Here is a 22,700-nt window from a genome sequence, read left to right as displayed (position 1 = left end):
GATCTGTGCTCGACACAGAGCGAGATGTCCTTATCTCTGCCTGGATGATTTTTACCGTGATTCTGGCTTCACTTTTTGAAATGCAGACACTGGGTGCTCTGGTTCTCGTGGCCCTGGTCTCTTCATTGTTCGCTTGGTGGTTGCAAGAGCGAAAGCTCCGTCTGCGACAGGCTTTACACGCACAAGAGAGGATGCAGGGGCAGAGTCTTCTGGAACAGGTGAAGTCCAGTGCGGCTGAACAAGCCGCCAGCGCCCAGTTAAAACTAGAGGAAGCTAAAGCTGAACGAGTGCAGATGGAAGAGCGTTTTGCTTCTCACCGGGATGCGGCCCAACGCCGAGAAACGGATTGCCTCGCCCGCATCGGCTCTCTGGAAACGGATCTGGCGACGACTCGCGAAATCGCCGCCCGTCTGGCCCCTACCGAGGCCCGTGTAGGAGATCTGGAAACCGCACTGCGTGCGGAGCGGGGGCGCACTGCGGCTCTGGAACAAACGCTCTCCGTCACCACTTTGCGAGCTCAAGAGTTGACCACACAACTGCAGGACATCCAAACACGACTGGGCAGCCAACTTGAAAAATCGAAAGTTCGCGAAGCCGAGCTGATGCAGCAATTAGCGAATCAGGAGCAGACCCTTGCCGTGGATCAGGCGCGATTAGGCACCGTGGATGATGAGATTTCCCGTTTGAAGGAGAATCATGCAGCTTACCAGACCACTGCAGAAAATCGAATCACAGGTCTCCAGCGTCAGCTAGCTGCGGCGGAGGCCAAGGCTGCGATGGTGCAAAAGGAATTCATGAGTGCTGTAGGTGTGCTGCCAGAGCCTACGGCTGCGGTGGTGGGTGCGCCTAACGACAGGCGTGTCATGGAATTGGAAGCAAAGATTTCCCAAACGGAGGCGGAGGCCCGAAAAAAATCCCGTGAAGATGGTTACCGCATTGCAGAGCTGGAGTACCGACTCACTGAAGCTCAAGAGGCCTTGGCTAACCCAAAAGTGCACGACGCTGCATCCCCAGAAATCGAAGCCTTAAAAGCCGAGGTGAAAGCTCTCACGGCTGACAAAGAGGCGCTGGTGCATGATCTGGAGACACTGAAAATGCTCAAGGCAAAGTCGGTAGAGCCCGTGCCTGAGGTTCTAGAACAGGGCTTTCTGCTCATGGATGATGACGCTCCTGCGCAATGATTTTGCCAGATGGGCCACTGACGCACGTTTGATGGATCATGATGTTAGCCCGCCAGCCGCTCAATTTTTGGGAACTCACCTACGGCAGCACTTTGGGGCTGGGCGTTCGTTACCTCTTGTTCGCTGGTATCGCCTGGCTCTTGGGGTATTGGATTTTCAAACGCAGCTGGTTCCACCGCAAGATCGTCGCGCGCTTCCCTAGCTCCCATGAGGTGTGGCGCGAGATCGGCTACTCCGCGCTTTCCATGATGATCTTTGGAGTTGTCGGTGCGGCCACGGTGTATGCCTCACGTCAGGGCTGGACGCAGATGTATGGGAAAATCTCCAAGCATGGACTGCTATGGTTTTGGCTGAGCATCGGCTGTGCCATTGTAATCCACGATGCCTGGTTTTACTGGACTCACCGGCTCATGCATCATCGGAAACTGTTTCGCTGGTTTCACCGGGTGCATCACTTGTCTCATAATCCTACCCCCTGGGCTGCCTATGCCTTTTCACCTCTAGAGGCTCTGGTGCAGGCACTTATTTTTCCGCTGCTGGTCGTCGTGATGCCCATGCACACCTATGCCTTTGGTCTCTTCATGATGTGGCAGATCGTCTTTAACATCGCTGGCCACATGGGGTATGAATTTCACCCGCGCTGGCTCATGCGCTCTCCACTGCGTTACGTCATCAATACGCCGACGAACCACATCATGCATCATGAAAAGCTAAGGGGAAACTACGGTCTATACTTTAACTTTTGGGATCGCCTCATGGGGACGAATCACGAGGCGTATGAACGGCGCTTTGAAGAAGTCACTTCTCGCGCAAAGGGGCCGTCTTCCACACCACCCAGCACTCCGGTGGATTCGCGCTGCGATTGACCGGGCGCAGATGCTGCACCTCATAGGCCCGAGGGGGCAGGGAAGTCGCCCAGTCCGTCAGTGCGGCCAACTCCTGTGCCCCGCCTTCGTGCCCTGGGTAAACGGCGATGGTGAGCAGCCCGCCGGGCTTTAGCAACTGCACGGCAGCATTCACCGCCGTGAGGGTGGTCTCTGTACGCGTGATGACGGTCTTATCGGATCCAGGCAGGTAACCTAGGTTAAACATGATGCCCGCCACCTGGCCCTGATGCTCGTGCTTTACGAGCTCCATCATCGTTTCATGTCCCGCCTGGACCAGGGTGAATTGGTCTTCCTCAATGCCTGCCTCTAGTAAGCGACGGTGCGTTTCTGCCACGGCCGCTGCTTGCACATCCATGGCGTAAACATGACCTGCTGCGCCCACACAACGGGCGAGGAAGAGTGTGTCATGCCCGTTCCCCGCCGTGGCATCTACCACCACATCTCCTGCGGAAAGGCGATCTGCGAGGAGCAGTTGCGCCCAGCGCACGGCGGAGGGCAGGCCACCGGTCTGGCTGGCGAGTTGCGGGAGGCGGGGGGAGGATTCCATGCCAGATTTTGCCGTGCCGCAGCCTCCTGACAAGTAGCACCGGAGGCTGTTTTGTTCCTCTCGGGGGAATTGACAGGTGAAGAGGAGATGCATACTTTGACTGAGTTTGTCTCTTCCCAGAGAAAACGAGGAGTCTGATTCTGACGCCATGGATCAGCCTTCTGTTGTATTTACCTCACTGGCGGCTCCTGACTCAGACCTTTCAATGAACTTATACGTCAGCAATCTTGCGTACAGCGTGACTGATGATGAACTGCGCGGCGAATTTGCTGCTTTCGGTACCGTTTCCAGCGCCCGTGTGGTGATGGATCGCGAGACTGGGCGCTCACGCGGCTTTGGTTTCGTGGACATGCCGAATGATACCGAGGCAAAAATGGCCATCTCCAGCCTTGAAGGCAGCAACCTGGCTGGGCGCGCGATCAAGATTGTCGAAGCCCGCCCCAAAGAGGAGCGTCCACGCCCTGCGGTGGGTGGCGGCGGCTATCCTGACCGGAAGAAATCAGATCGTGGTCATGCGGGAGGATTCCGCAGTCCCCCAGCGCCCACATATAACGATTGGGACGATGGAGATCGTGGCGGCAAAAAGGGCAAACCCCGGGACCGTGGCCGGAAAAACCCTGAAAGCGACTGGGACTAATTCCTCGCTACATTGGTCCTCGAGGCACTGTGTAGGTCATTGCGACCCGCAGTGCCTTTTTGCCTTATAGCAAAAAAGGGATCATTCCAGGGTGTTTTGCTTTGATAAACCTAAATTTAAGGCTTTGCAAAGTGAGAGCTGGAGCCTAAATTTCCGTAACTGACATATTTGCCATGTCTAACCGGGTTTTGGCAAACATGCCCCGAGTGAACTTGCACCCGGCCATCCTGAAAATTTGCGAGCGGTGGCAACGCAAGTTGCTCGACCGGGGGCGGCAGCTACCTCGAATTCATCCCGGATGATTCGCCTGCTTGCGATTTCGGCAAAAGAGCCCACCTTGCGCGCCCTTTTTGCCAACCTGACTGTCCTGTGAGCCCTTCCCACCCAACCGATGACCTCCGCGTGGCGGAGATCCTGCCGCTGATCCAGCCTGCCCTGCTGATGCATGACATCCCATTGGGTGATTCGGAGGCGGTTTTTATCGAGCAGACACGTCGCAGTTCGGAGGCTATTCTCAATCTCAAAGATGACCGCCTGCTGGTGGTGGTGGGCCCTTGTTCCATCCATGATCGCACGTCTGCTTTGGAATATGCCAAGCTCATCGTGGCGGCCCGGGAGAAATACTCCGCAGATTTGGAAATCCTCATGCGGGTGTATTTTGAAAAACCCCGCACCACGGTGGGGTGGAAAGGTTTCATCAATGATCCTCATCTCAATGAAAGCTATGACATCAACACGGGCCTGCGCGGTGCCCGCGGTTTGCTGATGGATCTGGCCAAAATGGGCGTGCCCGCTGCCACGGAGTTTCTGGATGTCATCACGCCCCAGTACATTGCCGATGTGGTTGTGTGGGGTGCCATCGGTGCCCGCACGACTGAGAGCCAGGTGCATCGCCAGCTCGCTTCCGGTTTGTCCATGCCGGTGGGTTTCAAAAACGGTACAGATGGCAGCATCCAGACCGCGCTGGATGCCATTCAGGCAGCCGCTGGCCAGCATTGTTTCCTCTCTGTGACCAAGGACGGCGTCGCTGCCATCGTGAAAACTCGTGGCAATGAGGCCTGCCATGTCATCCTGCGGGGTGGCAAGGCGGGGACTAACTTTGATGCTCAGTCCATCGAGTCTGTGGTGAATCAACTCGGCACGCGTGGCCTGCCCGCCAGTGTGATGGTGGATTGCAGCCATGGCAATAGCCTCAAAGACTACCGCAAGCAGCCGGCCGTGGCCCAGTCCCTAGCGGAACAGATGAGTGCAGGCAGCAAGGCCATCACCGGGGTAATGATCGAAAGCCACCTCGTTGAAGGTCGCCAGGATGCGAAGCCCGGTCAGGCCCTGACCTATGGCCAGAGCATCACGGATGCCTGCGTGAACTGGCCGGCTACGGAGTCCATGCTAGATACCCTGGCTGCCGCTGTGCGCGCACGGCGGGCAGCGTAAGGTGACTGTTGTGTTTCACTTTCCAGTTGCTCCCTTCGGCCAGCGTTGCTGGTTGATTGTCTTTCTTTCTCAGTGATCGCTGCCCATATCGAGTCTTTTTCCCGTGCTCGCATCCTCGTCATCGGGGATGTCATGCTGGACCATTTCATCTGGGGGGCAGTGCGCCGCATCTCACCGGAGGCCCCGGTGCCGATCGTGGAGGTGACCAAGGAAACGACCTTTCCAGGAGGCGCAGCCAATGTAGCGCGCAACCTTTCTGCCTTCACACCGCATGCCTACCTGATGGGCCGTGTGGGCAAAGACAGCGCTGCGGGGGAACTGCGCCGCCTCTTGCATGAGGAAGGTGTCAATACCGACCCCATGCTGGAAAGCAGCACGCTGCCCACTATCGCCAAGACGCGCATCATCGCCCGCCAGCAGCATGTGGTGCGGGTGGACCGTGAGACGATTCAAAAGCTCTCCGCCGAAGAGTTGGATGAAGTCTGTCGGGGCGTCGAAGCGATGTTGCCAGAGTTGGATGGACTCATCATTGAAGACTACGGTAAAGGCTTCGTCACACAGGCTTTTGCAGACCGAGTTCTCGGCCTGGCCAAGGCCGCAGGGAAGCTGGTGACGGTGGATCCTTCCCCCCACAATCCTCTCAACTGGCGTGGCGCTTCTCTGGTGAAGCCCAATCGCCTCGAAGCCTTTGCAGCGGCTGGCATTCAGGACCAGCGCACTCCTGGCCCACCTTTGGAAGACAAACGTTTGCTGGAGGTCGGTGAACAGCTTTTGGATCAATGGGCCGTGGGCAAAGTGCTTATCACTTTGGGCGAACAAGGCATGATCCTTTTCCAGCGCGATGCAGCTCCACATCATATCCCGACTCAGGCCCGCGAGGTGTTCGATGTTTCTGGGGCAGGGGATACGGCAATTGCATTCCTAACGCTGGCGATGGCGGTGGGACTCAGTGCAGAAGAGGCTGCGAATGTCGCCAACCATGCCAGTGGCATCGTGGTTGGTAAGCTAGGCACCGCCCGGGTGATGAAAGATGAACTGCTGAATGCCTTCGAAGATTGATTCATTATGTCAGATTTTAATGCCATGCTTCAGGGTCATCTCGATGGCCACCTCGCCACGCTCAAGCGCCTGGATGAATGCCGTGAGACTCTGGCAGCCATTGCTGCGGCATGGGTCACGGCGCTGAAGTCTGGGAAGAAGATCTTGTTCTTTGGCAATGGCGGCAGTGCAGCCGATGCCCAGCATCTCGCGGCCGAATTGTGCGTGCGTTATCGCATCAATCGCCGTGCTCTTGCAGGCCTCGCTTTGACCACAGATACTTCTGTGCTCACCGCTCACAGCAACGACTATGGTTTTGAAACCGTCTTCTCTCGTCAGGTAGAGGCTCTGGCTCAGCCGGGGGATGTGGTGGTAGGCATCTCCACCTCCGGCACCAGCAAGAACGTGGTCGCTGGGCTGAAGGCAGCTCGCGAAGCTGGCTGTGTCGTCGTTTCCTTCACCGCTGAAAAAGGCGCTGACTGTGCGGCCCTGGCTCATCACGCCTATTGCGTGCCCACTCCCGTCACCGCGTTTGCTCAAGAGTGCCACCTGCTAGCTGGGCATGTGCTGTGTGAGTATGTGGAGGCTGCTTTTAAGGACTGAAGAGAGCCTTTTTAGTTAGGCGAAAGGTATCCATGGGACTGAGTCGAAAACTAGCCATGGCAAAGGTCGCATGGCGACTGGGCCGGCGGTTTCAGGACAAGCTGGAACTTCTGCGCCTGTGCGCCTGCTACGGTGGGTTAACTCCATTCCGAGGGGGGCTGGTGAAGGTGAATACCAGTGTGCCTGGTGCACCTGTGCTGCATCTCCGTCATGCTCAACCAGACACCATTTTAATGGTGGAGGTGCTGATGGAGCAGGACTACCGCTGCCTGGAGGCGCTTTCATTCACGCCCACCTCCATCCTCGACATCGGGGGAAACATCGGCCTGGGTAGCTTTTACCTGAAGACGCTTTTTCCCCAGGCCCAGATCACTGGATTTGAGCCTTCTCCGTCGGAGTTTGAAAGGCTTATGGCTAACTATGCCGAATGGTCCGGTTGCCGGGCTTTTCAGAATGCCATTGGCGATGTGGACGGTGCGCATCTTCGTTTTGCTGTCCATCCAGACCGCACTGGTGGCCAGCATGTGCTCGGGGCAGGGGAATCTGGAGATTGGCACGAGATCCAGGTGACCGCGCGGCGGGTGGATGCCCTTATCCATGAGGGCCTGGTAACCGTTCCAGATCTGGTGAAGATGGATATCGAAGGTGCGGAGGTGATGGCCTTGCAGGGCTTTGGTTCATACCTCTCTCAAGTGCGCGCCTTCGTGCTGGAGACTCATTCGGCGGAACTTCACGCCCACTGCATTCGCCTGCTCACCGATGCCGGGCATACGGTGTTAAGTGACGTTTCTCGCTCCCCTGAAGCCCGGATTCTTTTCACGGAAAAGCGGCCTTGATGGCCTAACGAAGGATTTACATATGGACCGCGCCTACTGGAGAAGCCTTTTTGCCACCATGCCGCATGCTCTACTGAGCAGCCTACGTCAGCATGGACTGAAAGGCGTTTATTTAACACTGGCTGTTTTTGTGTTTCGTCGTCTCTGGTTCCCTTTGCAGATGGGCCCCGTCATTCGACTGACTAACTGGCGTGAAGCGGCCAACTACATGGACAACTTCATCCTAGGCGAACTGCGCCACCCGGAGGTGGAAAGATGGGTGCAGAGCCAGCCTGGGGTGGTGATTGAAGTGGGCGTGAATGTGGGCATCACCAGCCGCTGGTGGCTGGCGCAAAATCCAGACGTGCAGGTCATCGGCGTGGATATGATGCAGGAGGCTCTGGACTACACCGGTCGCTGTGTGGGCGAGTTGAATCAAGCCCGCCGCTGGCACCCTGTCGTAGGGGCTGTGGGGGATACCGCCGGGAGTATGGAAGTCGTTTTTGATGATCCTTTGGAAGGCACCAACAGCCTGGACAATGCCCAAGGGGGAAACCGCAGGACGGTGGAAATCAATATGCTGGATGCCTACCTTCAGCGTGCGCCGCAATTGCCGCCTCTCTTGCTGAAAATTGACATCGAAGGTTACGGTGCATTAGCACTGCAGGGCGCATCCACGCTTTTACAAACGGTGCCCTGGGTGGTGGTAGAAACGCACCACGCAGAGGAGCTTTCGCAGTCGGCGGCCCTGTTGACGAAGAGCGGATTTGGCCTGCGGCATTTTCACGGACGGACCATGTGGTGGTCACGGCTGAGTTGACATGATCCTGCGAAATCTCTCATGGCTCACGGTTTCCCAGATCGTGCGTTTGGTCACGGGCCTGTTCGTTGGCACGTGGTTGACTCGTGCTTTAGGGCCAGAGCAGAATGGTTTGTTAGGCACTGCTTTGGTCATCAGTTCTTTGATGGGGTTTACGGCGGAGCTGGGGCTGCGACAGGTGCTGATCAAAGAGCTCTCCACTCGCGGCCACGATGCGGGACTGGTGCTAGGGACGGCTGCGCGATTGATGTTCGGCTGGGGGCTTGTATGCTTCGGGCTGGCGTGTGCAGTTGCGTGGTGGTGGGGAGGGGCGGAGATGCTGATGGTCGGCAGTATCCTGTATGCATCTCTACCCCTGAATGCTTACCTCGCGATCCTTTCGCGCTGGGATGCCGCACAAGAATCTCAGCGGACAGCGCGTTTGGGCATCTTGGCCAATGGACTTGCCGCACTCGCACGGGTGGTCTGCATCCTGGCAGGGGCAGATCTACGCTGGGCTGCTTTCATCATAGTTCTAGAGGTCGCTATCTCGGCTGCCGTGGCTTTCACGTGGGCGATCAAACATGGCTGGGGGCCGGAAATGCGCTCCTGGGACGCGAAGGTGGCGCGCTCTTTGCTTGTGGAATCGCTACCTTTGTTTTTGGCACACTCCGGCACTCTTTTATTACTGCGAGCAGATCAGTTGATGATCTATCACATGCGTGGGGCGGCTGAAGCGGGTGTGTATGCAGCAGCCACTCGTTTATCCGAGATTGTTTATGCGGCAGGGCCTTTGGTCATCATGACTTTCATGCCCATTCTCTCTCGCTCGTTCCAAAGCGACCCTGCGAAGTACCTGCGCCAGTGCGGCTGGTTGTTTGGGGCGCTGAGCTTGGTGGCCTATGGTTCCATCCTGTTTTGGTGGCTGGCGGGAGCGGCTGTGGTGAGATTGTTCTATGGGGAGGCTTTTACTCAGGCCGCCATGGTTCTTTTGGTGCATGGCATCGCGTCATTGCCGTATCTGCATGGTGAGCTCCGAACCGCTTTGTTGGTCATTGAGCGGAAAACGGTATGGAGCATCCGCTGTGCGCTCATCGGCTTAGTTTTAAATGTGCTGCTGAATCTGTGGTTGGTGCCGGATCATGGCGCCGTGGGGGCTGCTTGGGCCACGGCCATCGCTTACACTTTAGTGTGGTTGGGATCCTCTTGGGTGCTACCTGTGCTCAGGCCTTTAGGGCTGCAACAACTCGCCGGGCTAGCTGCGCCTTTTTGGTTCTGGCGGGAGTCGCGCCACTGGCGGGCCTTGATGTCATGAAATTTGAAGTTCTAGATTTGGTCAATCTCCGGCGCGTGGCGATCGTTCGCTGCTGCGGGCTGGGGGATGTGGCGCAGATGACACCTTTGCTACAGCAGATCCGACAGGATGCACCGCAGGCTGTGGTGGAAATTTTTCTCAATGCCAATGTAGCTTCGCTGCTGGAAGGCTCCATCTGGGTAGATCGTGTGCATGGCCTGCCGATGGAAGATTTTACCGCCACACGCAGCGCTCCTTTTCTCAACAACCTATGGGAAAAAATCCGCCAACAGGGCACTTACGATGCGCTCTTTTGTTTGGATCTCGCGTGGTCTCGCACACTCCTCTCATGTCGGGTGAAGGCCGGGGTTCGCATCGGCTTCCGCACGGAAAGTTGGCGGCCTTATCGCCCGCTGGATTTTACGGTGACGGTGCCACTGGACTATGCACGCAATGCAGATCACACCTCGCTTTGGTTTCTGCGTTTGTGGTTAGGCTCCACAGATATGGAAGATCATGAATTTGGGCCGGACCTGGCTCACCTGCGTGATTTTAATACCGACCGTCTGCCACGGCATGTGGCCCTGGTGCCACGAGCCGGCAATGATCTGGTGGCGGGGGATTTAAAGCAGTGGCCTATGACTGCCTGGCCTAAACTGGCGGAGCTACTTTTGGCCCGTGGGTGGCAGCCCGTGGTCATGGGCAGGACGGGTGACTTTGACATGAAGGACATGCCGGAAGGCACGCTGGATATGCAGGGGAAGCACTCCGTCACAGGCGCGGCGAAGTACATCTCCCGATGTGCTGGCTTGATCGGCAATGACTCCGGGCTTTACCACATCGCTCTGGCGCTTGGGACTCCAGCGGTGGGCCTGTTCGGCCCTACCGCTGTCGCGCGCACCGGTCCATTCCGTGCGCCGCATGGTCTGGCGATGACGGCCCCTTTGCCTTGCGTGCCCTGCTGCGCAGATCGCTGCACTGTTGCGGCTGAAGGACGCGAGGAAAAAGGGCGTCCGTTTTGTTTGTCATCGCTGACTCCAGAATCCGTCTGCGAGCGGGCGATCCAACATTTTTTGAGATCATGAATGAGGGCCGCGCAGGTGCTTTGTTTCCCATGATTGTGCTGGGGGGCGTGGGGCTTTTTGCTCTGGCTTCTATTTTGCTCACAGAAGGGAACACCATTGGTGAGTTTTGTCGCTATCTGCTCGCAGGTGGTTTTCTACTGAGCTTGGTTGCTCCGCGCACCGGATTCTATGTGTGGCTGACTTTCTGCGGCTACAATGACTTGCTCAAACGGCTTATGATTATGGGCGGGCGGGTGAGCCATAGTGACCTCCCTTTTGTGCTAGGAATCACTCCAGCGATGTTTGGCGGGGTGGCATTGGCTCTGGCCCTTGGAGGACTCATGGGCACTCGTCGCTTAGTCTTTCGTGACTTGGCTGCTTTATTTGCTGGTGGGGTTCTGATGATGGGCACAGGTGCCTTAGCTTACATGAAAGGTGGTGTGGGCCTGAACGGGGTCTTACAGGCCATTGCCAATAACGGTCTTTATGCCCTGCTCTTGTTTGTTCTACCCATGCTTTTTCGCACTGTCGAAGACTTGCAAAAGCTGTGGCGATTTCTCGTCTTCGCTTTTCTTCCCGTGGCCGTTTATGGCGTCATTCAGCAGGTGCAGGGTTTCGCTGAGTTCGAAATCGAGTACCTGCAGACGAATTTAAGCATCGAGATCAAACAATTGGGAACCGGGGAGGTTCGCGCCTTTTCCACGCTCAATTCACCCAGTGCTCTTTCCGTTGTCTGCGCGACCTTGGCGGTGGCGAGTTTGTTCTTAGGATTTGCGCACCGTGAAAAGAGGCAGCGTCCTTTGCTTCACCCCCTGCTCGCCATGACGTGTTTTGCCATCCACTTTGCAGGCCTGATTGCTTCCACCAGTCGCACACCCATTTTCATTGTACCCATCGCTTTATTTGGTGGGTGGTGTTTCTTTTCAAAATCTCGCACCCGGATGTTTTATTTCTTCTCCGTGGGCAGTTTCCTAGCTCTGGTGGTGGCTTCACCTTGGTTGGTTCAGCGCATAGATTTGGTCAATGAATTCATCGGTCGCTTGGCCGCACCCGGAAGCTTCATGGGGCGCATGTTGACGGTGGGTACCTACTGGGACCGGCTGGAAGGCTTTGCCACGGTGCTGATGAATCTGGATGCCTACACACTGCTGGGATGGGGCATTGATGAGCATGGCGAAGGTCGTTTCCATTTCCACGATCCTTTGAGTGAAGTGCTCGTGCGCTTTGGGGCATTGGCCTTGCTGTTTTTGTTGGTCTCGGGATTCTTATTGCTCGTCCTCAGCCATCGCCAAGCCTGGCGTTTGCATGCCACCGCTGATCGGCAGTTTGCGGCTCGCATGATCGGGCTGGCTTTTGCTCTTGTGGCTGTCTCACTCATCAGTGGCAGCATTCTTTCGGTATTTCCTAACAATGTTTTCTTCTGGCTTTGCCTAGCTGGGGTCGCTGCCTTGGCCCGGCAACAAGCCATGGGTGATCGGAAAGCGGCTGCCCATGAGACACCTGTCCATGGTTCTTCCGTCGCTGTTCATCCGGTGCCCCGAGTGGTGCCAATGCGTCCCCGTATCCGCCAGATCGGAACCAGATCATGAATGCCGCCTTTGCCGCTCTAAAACACCTCGCTCGCCGCTGGCCTCTGGTCCGGGGACGGGATTTCATGCTGAGAAACGTTTTGCGCCGCTCATCCTGGTGCCAGTCCCTGGCCAGCACCACTCCCCTCGTGCAGACCCGAGCGGGTTTCTCCATGAAAGTGAATCCAGGGAATGACTTCATCTCCATGGGATTGAAGCTCTTTGGCAACATCGAACCTGTCACCGAACAATTCATTTTATCTCACGTGCCAGCGGGCGGAGGCTTCGCAGATATCGGGGCGAACGTGGGCTACTTTTCTCTGCTCGTTGCCAATCTGCGAAGTGAGGCCCAGGTGCATGCTTTTGAGCCAAATCCGCCGATTGCCACCCTGCTGGAAGAAAGCGTTAAGTTGAATGGTCTAACAGATCGTGTGACCGTTAATCGTCTGGCAATCGGGGACCAAGTCGGTGTATTACCTTTTAGACTGCACGATACGAATACCGGCCACTCTCGCTTGGCAACTGACGGTGCCCCTGGGGACATCGAAGTGCCGGTGGTGGTCTGGGATGCCTGGTGGGCGCAGAAACAACCTGAGCGCCGGATCCACTGCGTGAAAATGGATATCGAAGGTGCAGAGCTCCTGGCGCTGCGCGGGATGAAGACGTTTTTGCAACAGCAGAAACCCGCCTTGGTGGTGGAGGCTTACGATCATCAACTCCGTGAGTTTGGCTGCACGGCGGATGCTTTGAAGCAGTTCATCCTAAATTTAGGATATCGCGAAGCCCGGCCTGCCGATGGCAATTTTTATTTCACCCATCCCTCTTCCTGATGTCTCTCTTGCGCTCTCTCGCCCGCCGTTGGCTCTTCACCTTCAATACCATCCGCTACCGAGTGGAGTGGCCGCGTATTGAAAAAGCCATGCGCATGACCCCATGCCGTGGGGTGATTTTTGATGGCGGTGCAGGTTCCGGTGAGTTTATCCGTCGTTGTCTCGACCTTGGTTTTGAACAAGCCGTCGCCCTGGAATATGACGAGGGCAATTACGCCCAACTCCAAGCCAATGCTGGGCGACTGCACAATGTGCGCACGATGCGTGAATCTTTGTTAGCCATCCCCCTGCCGGATGCGAGTGTGGACGTGGTCCTTTCCACGCAAGTGCTGGAGCACATCACAGACCACGAGAAAGCTGCGGCGGAACTGTGCCGCATCCTCAAACCTGGAGGATACGCGGTGATCACTGTGCCACGTCCGCCAGAGCCGTTCCCGAATCCGGAGCACATGCGGGAAGGCTACACCGAGGCTGAACTCACCGCTTTGTTCGCGCCCTATGGCATGAAATGGCTAGCCAGCGATTGGTTCCTTACCCGAGATACGGTGGACCGCATGCTGCACTGTGCGCGACTGCCTCTACGGGGGATGTTTGTGCCGGTGGCTCTGGTGGATGGTGAGACACACCTCACCCCGAAAGAACGCCGTTCGTTGCGTCCCTACGGACTCCTCGGCGTGTTTCAAAAACAAGTTTGATGGCCTCTACGGCAGCAACTGAGAATCGCCGTGTGCTGTGGCTGGACCCCTGTTTTCAGGCGGGCCGCCCCACCACTCAGAGCCTCTATCGCGCCTTGCCCTGGATGTTGGAAAAAGGCTGGCAAATCGAGCTTTGGTGTCTCGATCATGATGCTGTGGATTCACGCGTGAAGATCGTCAGGTTGCCTCGGGCTCACAGGTTAAGACTTCTTGAACCCTTGTGGTTTTGGTTTCTCGCTAGGCTGCGGCTGACTTGGATGAGATGCCGGGGGCAATCATGGAGCATAGTGCATACTTCTGGACCTGATATTCCTGGAGCAGATGTGATGTCGCTCCACTTTCACAATCGCACCTGGATTCAGCTTCAGTGGCAAGAGCCCGCACCCTCGCTCAAGGAGCGGCTGCGGGTGCTGCACACGGTCATTGGAGTGATCCAAGAAACGCTGGCTTTCATGTCCAAACGCTGGCGTGTGATACTACCGGTTTCGGAAGGGTTGGCCGCACGGATTCGTCCGCAAATCGCCGCACCTCAACGCATTCAAATCTTGCCAAACCTCCTTGATGAAACGCGTTTTCATTCGGGTGTCAGATCCCTCCATAGGGCAGCCATGCGCCAGCAGATCCACGCCGGAGAAACCGATTTTCTGTTCATCTTCGTCAGCACAGGGCACTATCAGCGCAAAGGATTGTGGTCAGCATTGCGGAGCCTCCAGGCCTGCCGAAAGAGAGCCGAGAAGGAATGTGGACTGCACCTGCGATTTCTCGTGGTGGGGGCAGGGGACCGCGCCCAACAAAATCTCATTCCTCAACTCAATCAAACCGCTCCCGACTGGCGTGACTGGGTCAGCTTGATCCCCCCCACATCCGAGGTGGAGCGCTGGTATGCAGCAGCGGATGCTTTTTTATTTCCTTCCCTTTATGAGACATTCTCCCTTGTCGCACTAGAGGCCGCTGCCTGTGGTTTGCCCCTTTTGGTCACTGCATACGATGGCCATGAAATGTATCTGCGAGATGGGGGCAATGGCTGCCTTCTCCCCTGGACAGTGGCGGGGATGACCCAGCGCATCATGGAGTTTTTGCAGGTGGATCGTCACCATCTTAAAGCAGGGCCAGACCGGTTTGTTCATGCCTCTGGTTATGCCGATGTTTTGGATCAAACCTATGAGTCGGTGATTCGTGAAAGGATGCTATGACTTCCCTTGCTCGCATTCATCTGGCACCCGCTCACCCCTGCATGGGATGGGTCAGCATGAATCGTTACTGGCAAGCACTGCGGGCAGAGTCAGCAGGAGATACCGATGTGCAATCCCTGGTCACTGAGGGACCGCTTGAAGCTCCTGCTGCCTCTCGTTTGAAACGCCAGTGGATACGCCGCATTGCCTATCCCTGGCAGGTGCGGAGTAAGGTGCAGAACGGCGTTCTGCATGTCTTGGACCATAGCTTTGCAGACCTGCTATCTCAGGTGCCATCTGCTGTAAAGACGGTGGTGACGGTACATGATCTCATCCCCCTAACAGACCCGGGGGATCTCACCCTGGCTCAGCAGCAGCGTTTCCAAAAGACGGTGAGATGGGTAGCAAAGGCAGACAGAGTCGTGTGTGTATCACAGCACACCGCTGGGGAAGTCCAGCGGCTGCTCAGAGTCGCAACGGATAAGCTAAAGGTCTTGCCCAATGGAGCTTCAAAGCTGCCGGAAGCGGATGCCCGCATGGCTCAGCGACTGGCGTCACTGCCCCCTTACATTTTCAGTGTGGGCGGTACCAGTCCACGTAAAAACCTCCCGTTTTTGATTCCCCTGGTGAAGCAATTGGCAGAGCGTGGACAGCGGGCCACCGTCGTTCGTGCGGGGGCACTGCTGGATCTGGCCCTAGCCTCTGCCATTCGGGAGCAGGGTGATCTGATCGAACTTGGCCCAGTGGATGATGATGAACTCGCGGCAGCTTATGCAGCGGCTGCCCTCACGCTGGTGCCTTCCACCCAAGAGGGCTTCGGCTTGCCTGTTTTAGAGGCCATGCAGGCGGGCTGCCCGGTGGTTTACAGTCTCGCTACCAGTCTGCCTGAAGTGGCGGGCAAAGCGGGGTTAGGCTTTGAACTAACAGATATCCATGCGGCGGCCAGTCACTGCTGGCGTATTTTGACAGATGCAGAGGTCCGTGTGCAGTGCCGCATCGCCGGACTGGAGAGAGCTGCCCAATTCACTTGGCGCAGCCATTGGCGCGGGCTGCGTACCCTTTATGAAGAGCTGTTGAAAGCATGAGCCATTTCACCAAAATTCATGTCTGGATGCTTTTGGTCTTTGGGCTGGCATTAGCTGCTTTGGTTTTCTGGCAGCCGTATGCAGCGGGTTACGGAGATTTTCGTCTCACCCTCATCCAGGAGTTGCTCATCCGCTGGAAAGATCCCACCTGGCAGCACGGCTTCTTGGCCCCATTCATTGCAGGTTGGTTGGTCTGGCGGCAGCGGGTAGAACTGGGCGCGATGCCGCTGAAAGGCAGCCCGTGGGGTTTGGGTGTCATCGTCTTGTCGATGCTTTTTTACTACGCAGGTTACAAGGCGAATAACTACTACTTCGGTGCTTTTGGCCTTCAATGGTTTGTCGCAGGGACGGTGCTTTGGGCCTGGGGTTGGGCGCAGTCAAAGCGGCTTTTTTTTGCCTGGCTGATGCTGGGATTCATGTGGCCCTTGGTGTTTCTCGAAGAAACCTTGGGCTACCGTTTGCAAGTGCTGATGGTGGAAAGTGTCTCCATCGTTCTCAATACCCTGCAGGTGGATACGATCCGCGATGGAACAGCCCTTGTTTCTGCGCCGGATGTTTCCTCTGGGCGAGTTTTAGGACAATTGTTCCATTTGAAAGTGGATGGTCCTTGCAGTGGCATGCGCTCACTTTTCGCCCTGCTGAAGGTCTCGGCTTTGTTTGGTTACTTCAGTCAAAAGAGCTTGGGGCGCTGCCTGTTTCTTTTCGCCTGTAGCTTTCCTTTGGCGATTTTGGCCAACATGGCGCGCATTTTCATTTTGTTAGGTGGCACAGTGCTTTGGGGGCAGGATTTTGCGGTTGGCAATGCGGAACAAAAAGTTTCTCCCTTTCATTTTGCCTCAGGCATCGTGGTTTATTTGGTGGCTTTGGCAGGCCTCCAAATGATCGGCACTCAAATGAACCGTTGGCTAGGCCCACCCGCTTCGTCGGCTTCGCCTAAAGTTGAATCTGAGTCCTCCGTTAAGCCATCTTATCCTTGGGGAAAAATGGGGATGCTGACGGTTCTCGTTGCAGTCACGTTGTTAGCATGTCGCTTTTCCCCTGAAGTCACGGCTGGAAATGAAGCCGGGGTGGTGATGGAGTTGCCTGTCGGCATTGGCAGATTTATCGGAGATGAAGAAGCGCCCGATCGGGTGGAAAAGGAACTGCTGCCTGCGGATACCCAGTTGGTGAAAATGCGTTACCGCACGCTTTCTTCTCCCGAGTTGCGCGATGTTGCCCAAGTGACGTTGGTTCTTTCTGGGGCAGAACGTCGCAGCATCCATAGGCCTGAAGTTTGTCTGGATGGCCAGGGATGGACGTTGCTGCAATCACGCGTGGTACCAGTGGAGATTAACCCGGGCCAGGTGTTGGAGGTGAAGGACCTTTTGATTGAACGCGTCTGGGTTGCACCGGACGGAACACGGAAACCCTTACGGGCTCACTACGTGTATTGGTTTGTGGGGGCAGACGTCACTACCCCTCATAATGCCACTCGAGTTTGGCTGAGCAGTTGGGATAACATCACCCGCAATGTCAATCACCGTTGGGCCTACCCGAGTGTCACGGCCTGGGTCACGGAAAATCTCGATTCCTCCGAAACCGGACAACGTCGTCGTGGTTCAGATGAGACGATGGATGTTATTACCCAATTGATTCGTGATTTGGCCCCCCGTTTTCAAAAATCGTTGATGAAGGAGGTGCCTGATGTCCGATGAACTCATGCCTCGACGGCTGGATAAGGATACGGAACTGATGATTGACGCCCTGCGTGGCGTGGCAGCTCTGCTGGTCTTCTTTACCCATGCTTTCGATCTCGCTGTTTCTGATGCATACGGCTGGAACTATGCGAGCAATCCTGAGGGCTGGCGCTGGGCCCGCGCCAGCCTAGGGCATGGAGGCTTTTTTGTGTGGTGCTTTTTTATGGTTTCAGGAGTGTGCATTCACCTGTCCATTTCACAGAGTTTGGCCAATCGTCAGTTTTCTTGGAGGCATTATGCGGTAGCGCGCATCTCCCGTATTTATCCATTGTTCTTGTTAGGTCTCGTTTTGGCAGTGTTAGCCTGGGCTTTGCATGAAAATTTTGGTGAAGGTTACAATCCCACGCCATGGCGTCAGCTCGCTGCCAGCTTGTTGAGTTTACAGATCTTGACCACGCCCTTTCCGGCGTATGAGCCTTCCTGGAGCCTGAGTTGTGAGATGATCTATTATGCCATCTGGCCAGCCACGTTACTCCTCATGCGCGGGCGTGTCAGTCGGGCGACGGCTTTCTGCCTGGTTTCAGTTTTGGCTCTCATTGGGGGGATCATGCTGATATGGAAGGTGGGGCATCGGTTTGAGAGTAGCACCTTGGTGGATGGCGTCTGGACGGCGGCGGTGCTTTTCCCTGTTTGGGTTTGTGGAGCCTGGTTAGGGGCGAACTGGGGGAGCCCCACCCTGGCCATTTCTCGTCGCACCTGGTTAACCTCTCTTTTGCTTTGCGTGCTTTCTGAGGGGCTATTGGTGGTGCTGAAGTTCAAAGAATACCCCTCCTGGGCAGTTCACATGGCAGGTTTAAGTTCTATTCCTGGCCTCATGCTTTTTTTAGCGGGGGCACATTATGCCCGCCTGACGACCTGGGAAAAGGCCCCTGCCATCTGTCGTTGGTTAGGCCAGTTCAGCTACCCTTGCTACATTCTTCACATGCAGCTTTTGCTCTTGCTTGACCATTTTGTGGACGAATATGCAGAGGACTATGTGCATCGGCACCCCATCTGGCACACCGTATTTGAATTTGCAGGGGTCCTTATCCTACTGGTCTGGCTAGGGCCCAAATTAGAGCGAACGGCCATGCGTTGGAGATCCTCTTTTCTGAAAGGGACTCGTCCGGTGGCCATGGGTTGAAAGCATTCTTGAGCTCAAAATTAGAAATTTTAAAAAATATTCAATATCTGCTAGATTTATCATAAAATTTAGCGAATCTTAAGCTTATGAAGTACATTGTTCTGTTTTTCTCCCTCCTGTTTGCGTCTGCCCTCCCTTTGAGTGCGCAGTCCATCTTCAATGGGGTGGATTATGACGGCTACATCGGGGTTTATGACATCAATGATCAGCATTACTGGTGGCTGTGTGTGGAGCCAGAAAGCACCCCGGCCGCAGGCGCAGGCACAGGTTTCATTGCAGATGCCGTCAGCATCCTAAACGGATGGGATCAGCAGAACACGGAGCGCCGAGATGACTACATCGCCGATTCGGCTGCTCAAGCAGCCTTGGCTAAACAGGTCGCTGTCATCGAATACGTTCTCGATACCTATCTCCCCATCAGCACCCTCACCACACCAGGCGCTCTCCTGCAAGGCAGTGAAAATGCCGCCTACTATGGCAACAATGAGGCCTTTTATAACTCGATGAATGTGGTCCAGCACTTTCTGGTCGAAACCTATGGCAAAACGACCAAGGTGGATTTCACCGACATGACGGGTTACGGAGACCGCTGGGAGCTAGATCTCAGTGCGGCAGGCATGGCTCGTTCAGACCTCTATCAAAGCATTCTGACTGACGTGGCGGCCAAAGATGGGACCAACTTTTTTGATACCTACACAGCGGTGAATGGTTACTACATCGCCAATACCCTTTACTCGCTCAACAATACGGACCCTCTCGCTAGCGATTACAACTGGCAGGATGTCTTGATCATCGTCGCTCCTGTGCCAGAGCCGAGCGGTGCTCTCTTGATCGCTTGCTGCGGCTTTGCTGTTCTGTTCCGTCGCTGGCGCAAATTGGCGTAAATCTCCTTCCCGCCTAGATCGGGAATTGAGGTTTGGGAAAGTGGGTAGGTGACTGATACTTTTTCGGGTTTCGAAAATCATGACGCACACTCACAGCCCTGGTCGAGTGCGTGCAGAACTGCACTGTCACACCGTCGCCTCTAGCGATGGCATGATCACGCCCGATGGACTGCTCAAAGCGGCACAGCTTCAAAAATTAGACATCATTGCCATCACAGATCACGATACCACGGCAGGGGCGCTGGAGTTTCAAAAGTGGTTTCGTTACAAAAACTCTGCGACGCAGATCCTGATTGGTGAAGAGCGCACCTTGTCCAACAAGTGCCACATCATCGGGCTGTTTCTTCAGGAGGATATTGTCTCAACAGATCCCCAGGACGTGATGGCTGAGATTCATGCTCAGGGCGGTCTTGTGCTAGTGCCGCACCCCCATCGTTTGAAAGATGGTTTGCTGGGCCCTCGCGGGATTGGTCTCTCAGGCTTGACTCAGGCAGATGCGTTTGAAATCCACAATGCCAAAGGCGGCCAGGCTGATAATGTGAAAATGCGCCAGAACATGGCAGGGATAGCTGCGGGCATCTTTGGCGGTAGCGATGCCCACTATGAAGCCGATGTGGGGCAGTGCGTGAATGAAATCACCCCTATTGGGACAGCGGAGGAAACCGTTCGTGCCATGATAGCCCAGCGCACCTCTTTCCGCATCCTCGCGAAAGCTCAGTCTGCGAGTTCGGGCGAGCGCAAATATGCCGCGAGTTATTACGCGGTGAAGCGCTTCATCCAGCTCCCAAAGCCTTTGTTGCCATTGGCTAAGAAAGCGTATCGATTTTACTGGAACACTCGTCGGGGAAATCGGCCTCACTCACTCACAGAGATTGCCACTCATACGGCCATCCACCATGCATAAGAAGTCCATCCGTAAACTGGCCCAGCTTCACGGCTGGTGGACCTACCAGTCCTTTCTGAAGCGCACCCGCACATGGTCAGAAGACCAGCGCCAAGCCTGGATTCGCAAGCAATTGCAACAGACCTTGGTGGGCGCTTTTGAAGGCACGCGGTATTATGCGGAGGTGTTTAAAAACATCGGTTTTGATCCGCGGACAGACTTTGAAGGTCCCCAGACTTTAGCCAGGTTACCCATTTTGACCAAGGAGATCATTCGCGAAAGATTCGAAGATTTGGTGGACCCTCGTTACCGCCGCCTCAGTGCTTATGCTGAGACCAGCGGCACCACGGGTAAGCCCATGCGCATGCTCCTGAATGAGAGTTACATCGCTCTCGACTATGCCTGCATGTACGAGATGTGGGCCCAGGCGGGATACCGGTTTCGCGATCCCTTTCTAGCCTTGCGCAGCTACGTTCCGTCCCGCGCAGGCGACCCCTTGTGGATTCATGACAAAGCGCAGAATACGCTCTTCATGTCGGCTTACCATTTCTCTCCCCGCCTGGCGGAAGAGTACATGCGAGCCATTCAGGATTTTCAGCCCAAATTCATTCGCAGTTATCCTTCATCTCTTCTCGTCTTGGCAGAGTATCTGGAGCGCACGGGACAGTCTTTGCCTTCCGTAAAGGGATTATTCACCGCTTCAGAAACCTTGGCACTCCACGAGCGCGAAGCCATTGAGCGTGTCTTTGGCCGCATCCTCTTTGATTGGTACGGGATGACCGAACCCACGCTGGTGGCCTATGAAGGGGCAGATCACGATGGCCTCAACATGGTCTGGCAATATGGTCATGCAGAGTTCTTGCCAGATGACACTTTAGCTCCCGGGGATTGCCGTCTCATCGCCACCAGCCTGCAAAATCCGGTGATGCCCTTCATCCGTTATGACACGGGAGATATGGTGACGCGTCATGCCTCTGAAAATGAGACGACGCTTTATCCGCGAAAGCTTGCTAGGGTGCAAGGTCGCAAAGATGATGTCATCCTCACACCTGATGGTCGGCGTCTGCCTTCGGTGAATTTCTACTCGGTGTTCCGTTCCGCTCCAGGTGTGGTCAGATTCCAGATTGTTCAATTCGGTGCTTCGGACATCGTCGTGAACATAGAAAGCACCGAGGCCACTTTCGAGCGCCACCCGGCTTTCCTGAAAGTGAAGGAAGAAATGCGCTCACGTTTTGGGGATGCCATGGCGGTGGAGTATCGCATCAATCAACGTTTTGAGACGAATCGTGATGGCAAGACACCTGTGGTGGTGCGCCGTCGGGCGAATAAGGCGGTGGAAGAGCGCAAAGAATACGTGCTTTCTTCCCAAGTCGCCTGGTCACGGTCCAGGGCAGGGGAGGACATCCTCAAGCTCGATTGGAATGAGGCAGATGCCCTTCCTTCAGAACGTGTTCGCGAAAGACTGGCCGCATTGGTGCAGGATGCTCACTCCATCATCTGGTATCCGGAAGCCTACCCTGCGGCGCTGCATGAGGCCCTGGCTAAGCATCATGGGATCGAGGAGGCGAAACTGCTGGCTACCCATGGGTCGGACATGGCGCTGGCGTACCTCACTCAATGTTATGTCACCAGCGGTGACAAGGTGATGATCGTCGCCCCCGGTTATGACAACTTCCGTGCCGTGGCCGAACAACGTGGAGGACTGGCGATGCATTTTACCTTCAATGGCGAAGGCGATTTTCCTCTTCAGGAAATGCTGCGCAAAATTCAGAATGAAGTCCCGCGCCTTATTTACCTGACGAATCCAAACAACCCCATCGGTTATGTGCTACCTCCCGAAAGTATTGCAGCGATTTGTGCTGCGGCCGCCAAGGAGTCTGCCCTCGTCGTGGTGGATGAAGCGTATGCCGAGTTTGCGGAACAAGATTGTGTGCCCTTGCTGAAGCAGTTTCCCAACTTGGTGATTGTCCGCACTTTCTCCAAGGCCTTTGGTCTCGCTGGCTTGCGGGTGGGATATTTAATGGGCGATGTGACCGTCATCGAGACCATCAAACGAGTGGCGAATCCGAAACACCTAACGACTTTTGCTCAAGTGGCTGCACAAACAGTGCTCGAAGACTGGCCGCAGGTCAAAGCACAGATCGAAGAAGTGAAAGTGCAGCGCACGCGCTTCATTGATTTTCTGCGATCTCATGAGGTGAAATGTTTCGCTTCACACGGGAATTTTGTGCTTTTCCAGATGCCCGAAGCCACCGAGCTCACACGTTGGTTTGAGGCCAAAGGCATCCTCATTCGGGATCGCTCCAGTCAACTCGCGCAGAGTGCTCGTATTACCATCGGCGGTAAAGAAAGCACAGATCGTTTGATCGCCCTCTTTACGGACTATTGGCGTGCCAAGGCCGCTGATGAAATCACGGGTGGTTAA

General features: G+C 55.6%; 21 protein-coding genes. 20 read left to right on the top strand and 1 reads right to left on the bottom strand.

What is annotated here, in order from left to right:
• The first annotated feature begins 5 nt into the window (after positions 1-5).
• Positions 6-1,181 (top strand): coiled-coil domain-containing protein, encoded by a 1,176-nt coding sequence (locus tag HNQ64_RS18710; RefSeq protein ID WP_184211520.1) that lies wholly within the window; start codon positions 6-8, stop codon positions 1,179-1,181.
• A 38-nt stretch (positions 1,182-1,219) separates the two neighbouring features.
• Complete coding sequence (locus tag HNQ64_RS18705) at positions 1,220-2,047, top strand: sterol desaturase family protein (RefSeq protein WP_246431114.1); 828 nt, start codon at positions 1,220-1,222, stop codon at positions 2,045-2,047.
• On the opposite strand, the gene HNQ64_RS18700 is transcribed toward HNQ64_RS18705, so the two are convergent.
• Positions 1,980-2,615 carry a tRNA (mnm(5)s(2)U34)-methyltransferase gene (locus HNQ64_RS18700; protein ID WP_184211518.1) on the bottom strand — a complete coding sequence of 212 codons (636 nt, stop codon included), beginning with the start codon at positions 2,613-2,615 and terminating at the stop codon, positions 1,980-1,982. The two genes, HNQ64_RS18705 and HNQ64_RS18700, sit on opposite strands and share 68 nt — an antisense overlap.
• Positions 2,616-2,820: 205 nt before the next feature.
• Here HNQ64_RS18700 and HNQ64_RS18695 point away from each other — a divergent pair, with 205 nt between their 5' ends.
• The 18 genes from HNQ64_RS18695 to HNQ64_RS18610 all read left to right on the top strand — a co-directional run bounded on the left by HNQ64_RS18695 (position 2,821) and on the right by HNQ64_RS18610 (position 22,700).
• Positions 2,821-3,252, top strand: a complete 432-nt coding sequence (locus HNQ64_RS18695; RefSeq protein ID WP_184211516.1) for an RNA recognition motif domain-containing protein — start codon at positions 2,821-2,823, stop codon at positions 3,250-3,252.
• A gap of 369 nt (positions 3,253-3,621) precedes the next feature.
• Complete coding sequence (locus HNQ64_RS18690; RefSeq protein ID WP_184211513.1) at positions 3,622-4,686, top strand: 3-deoxy-7-phosphoheptulonate synthase; 1,065 nt, start codon at positions 3,622-3,624, stop codon at positions 4,684-4,686.
• 72 nt (positions 4,687-4,758) lie between these two features.
• Positions 4,759-5,745 (top strand): D-glycero-beta-D-manno-heptose-7-phosphate kinase, encoded by a 987-nt coding sequence (gene rfaE1, locus HNQ64_RS18685; protein ID WP_343075908.1) that lies wholly within the window; start codon positions 4,759-4,761, stop codon positions 5,743-5,745.
• Positions 5,746-5,751: 6 nt separating this feature from the next.
• Positions 5,752-6,327: a D-sedoheptulose 7-phosphate isomerase gene (locus tag HNQ64_RS18680; RefSeq protein ID WP_184211512.1), complete on the top strand. Its 576-nt coding sequence runs from the start codon at positions 5,752-5,754 to the stop codon at positions 6,325-6,327.
• A gap of 56 nt (positions 6,328-6,383) precedes the next feature.
• Positions 6,384-7,163 carry an FkbM family methyltransferase gene (locus HNQ64_RS18675; protein ID WP_184211510.1) on the top strand — a complete coding sequence of 260 codons (780 nt, stop codon included), beginning with the start codon at positions 6,384-6,386 and terminating at the stop codon, positions 7,161-7,163.
• Positions 7,164-7,185: 22 nt separating this feature from the next.
• Positions 7,186-7,962: an FkbM family methyltransferase gene (locus HNQ64_RS18670; RefSeq protein ID WP_184211508.1), complete on the top strand. Its 777-nt coding sequence runs from the start codon at positions 7,186-7,188 to the stop codon at positions 7,960-7,962.
• A 1-nt stretch (position 7,963) separates the two neighbouring features.
• Entirely contained in the window at positions 7,964-9,256 is a 1,293-nt protein-coding gene (locus HNQ64_RS18665) for an oligosaccharide flippase family protein (protein ID WP_184211506.1), read from the top strand.
• Positions 9,253-10,320, top strand: a complete 1,068-nt coding sequence (locus HNQ64_RS18660) for a glycosyltransferase family 9 protein (protein ID WP_184211505.1) — start codon at positions 9,253-9,255, stop codon at positions 10,318-10,320. The genes HNQ64_RS18665 and HNQ64_RS18660 overlap by 4 nt, the downstream gene beginning before the upstream one ends.
• Positions 10,317-11,888, top strand: a complete 1,572-nt coding sequence (locus HNQ64_RS18655) for a hypothetical protein (protein ID WP_184211503.1) — start codon at positions 10,317-10,319, stop codon at positions 11,886-11,888. Before HNQ64_RS18660 ends, HNQ64_RS18655 begins: the two co-directional genes overlap by 4 nt.
• A complete protein-coding gene (locus HNQ64_RS18650) occupies positions 11,885-12,697 on the top strand; it encodes an FkbM family methyltransferase (RefSeq protein ID WP_184211501.1) in 813 nt (270 codons plus the stop codon). Before HNQ64_RS18655 ends, HNQ64_RS18650 begins: the two co-directional genes overlap by 4 nt.
• Complete coding sequence (locus HNQ64_RS18645; RefSeq protein ID WP_184211498.1) at positions 12,697-13,392, top strand: class I SAM-dependent methyltransferase; 696 nt, start codon at positions 12,697-12,699, stop codon at positions 13,390-13,392. Before HNQ64_RS18650 ends, HNQ64_RS18645 begins: the two co-directional genes overlap by 1 nt.
• Before the next feature lie 326 nt (positions 13,393-13,718).
• Entirely contained in the window at positions 13,719-14,585 is an 867-nt protein-coding gene (locus tag HNQ64_RS18640; protein WP_184211496.1) for a glycosyltransferase family 4 protein, read from the top strand.
• Complete coding sequence (locus HNQ64_RS18635) at positions 14,582-15,649, top strand: glycosyltransferase family 4 protein (protein ID WP_184211494.1); 1,068 nt, start codon at positions 14,582-14,584, stop codon at positions 15,647-15,649. The genes HNQ64_RS18640 and HNQ64_RS18635 overlap by 4 nt, the downstream gene beginning before the upstream one ends.
• Positions 15,646-17,343, top strand: coding sequence for an exosortase/archaeosortase family protein (locus HNQ64_RS18630; RefSeq protein ID WP_184211493.1), 1,698 nt, complete (start codon positions 15,646-15,648; stop codon positions 17,341-17,343). Before HNQ64_RS18635 ends, HNQ64_RS18630 begins: the two co-directional genes overlap by 4 nt.
• Entirely contained in the window at positions 17,333-18,508 is a 1,176-nt protein-coding gene (locus tag HNQ64_RS18625; protein WP_184211491.1) for an acyltransferase family protein, read from the top strand. The genes HNQ64_RS18630 and HNQ64_RS18625 overlap by 11 nt, the downstream gene beginning before the upstream one ends.
• Positions 18,509-18,594: 86 nt before the next feature.
• Positions 18,595-19,392, top strand: a complete 798-nt coding sequence (locus HNQ64_RS18620; RefSeq protein WP_184211489.1) for a hypothetical protein — start codon at positions 18,595-18,597, stop codon at positions 19,390-19,392.
• Between the two features lie 79 nt (positions 19,393-19,471).
• The gene (locus tag HNQ64_RS18615; RefSeq protein ID WP_184211487.1) at positions 19,472-20,296 is read left to right on the top strand and encodes a PHP domain-containing protein; all 825 of its coding nucleotides are present in this window, start codon (positions 19,472-19,474) and stop codon (positions 20,294-20,296) included.
• A complete protein-coding gene (locus tag HNQ64_RS18610; protein WP_184211485.1) occupies positions 20,289-22,700 on the top strand; it encodes an aminotransferase class I/II-fold pyridoxal phosphate-dependent enzyme in 2,412 nt (803 codons plus the stop codon). The genes HNQ64_RS18615 and HNQ64_RS18610 overlap by 8 nt, the downstream gene beginning before the upstream one ends.

It is taken from the genome of Prosthecobacter dejongeii (assembly GCF_014203045.1).
GTDB lineage: Bacteria > Verrucomicrobiota > Verrucomicrobiia > Verrucomicrobiales > Verrucomicrobiaceae > Prosthecobacter > Prosthecobacter dejongeii.
Note: the sequence above shows the minus strand (reverse complement) of the source record. Positions and strands in the feature narration are given on the sequence as shown.

Excerpts from the sequence above, each read along its gene's own strand:
- HNQ64_RS18705 (WP_246431114.1), top strand. The coding sequence starts at position 1,220 with ATGATGTTAGCCCGCCAGCCGCTCAATTTTTGGGAACTCACCTACGGC.
- HNQ64_RS18700 (WP_184211518.1), bottom strand. The coding sequence starts at position 2,615 with ATGGAATCCTCCCCCCGCCTCCCGCAACTCGCCAGCCAGACCGGTGGC.
- HNQ64_RS18695 (WP_184211516.1), top strand. The coding sequence starts at position 2,821 with ATGAACTTATACGTCAGCAATCTTGCGTACAGCGTGACTGATGATGAA.
- HNQ64_RS18680 (WP_184211512.1), top strand. The coding sequence starts at position 5,752 with ATGTCAGATTTTAATGCCATGCTTCAGGGTCATCTCGATGGCCACCTC.
- HNQ64_RS18675 (WP_184211510.1), top strand. The coding sequence starts at position 6,384 with ATGGCAAAGGTCGCATGGCGACTGGGCCGGCGGTTTCAGGACAAGCTG.
- HNQ64_RS18670 (WP_184211508.1), top strand. The coding sequence starts at position 7,186 with ATGGACCGCGCCTACTGGAGAAGCCTTTTTGCCACCATGCCGCATGCT.
- HNQ64_RS18665 (WP_184211506.1), top strand. The coding sequence starts at position 7,964 with ATGATCCTGCGAAATCTCTCATGGCTCACGGTTTCCCAGATCGTGCGT.
- HNQ64_RS18660 (WP_184211505.1), top strand. The coding sequence starts at position 9,253 with ATGAAATTTGAAGTTCTAGATTTGGTCAATCTCCGGCGCGTGGCGATC.
- HNQ64_RS18655 (WP_184211503.1), top strand. The coding sequence starts at position 10,317 with ATGAATGAGGGCCGCGCAGGTGCTTTGTTTCCCATGATTGTGCTGGGG.
- HNQ64_RS18650 (WP_184211501.1), top strand. The coding sequence starts at position 11,885 with ATGAATGCCGCCTTTGCCGCTCTAAAACACCTCGCTCGCCGCTGGCCT.
- HNQ64_RS18645 (WP_184211498.1), top strand. The coding sequence starts at position 12,697 with ATGTCTCTCTTGCGCTCTCTCGCCCGCCGTTGGCTCTTCACCTTCAAT.
- HNQ64_RS18640 (WP_184211496.1), top strand. The coding sequence starts at position 13,719 with ATGTCGCTCCACTTTCACAATCGCACCTGGATTCAGCTTCAGTGGCAA.
- HNQ64_RS18635 (WP_184211494.1), top strand. The coding sequence starts at position 14,582 with ATGACTTCCCTTGCTCGCATTCATCTGGCACCCGCTCACCCCTGCATG.
- HNQ64_RS18630 (WP_184211493.1), top strand. The coding sequence starts at position 15,646 with ATGAGCCATTTCACCAAAATTCATGTCTGGATGCTTTTGGTCTTTGGG.
- HNQ64_RS18625 (WP_184211491.1), top strand. The coding sequence starts at position 17,333 with ATGTCCGATGAACTCATGCCTCGACGGCTGGATAAGGATACGGAACTG.
- HNQ64_RS18620 (WP_184211489.1), top strand. The coding sequence starts at position 18,595 with ATGAAGTACATTGTTCTGTTTTTCTCCCTCCTGTTTGCGTCTGCCCTC.
- HNQ64_RS18615 (WP_184211487.1), top strand. The coding sequence starts at position 19,472 with ATGACGCACACTCACAGCCCTGGTCGAGTGCGTGCAGAACTGCACTGT.
- HNQ64_RS18610 (WP_184211485.1), top strand. The coding sequence starts at position 20,289 with ATGCATAAGAAGTCCATCCGTAAACTGGCCCAGCTTCACGGCTGGTGG.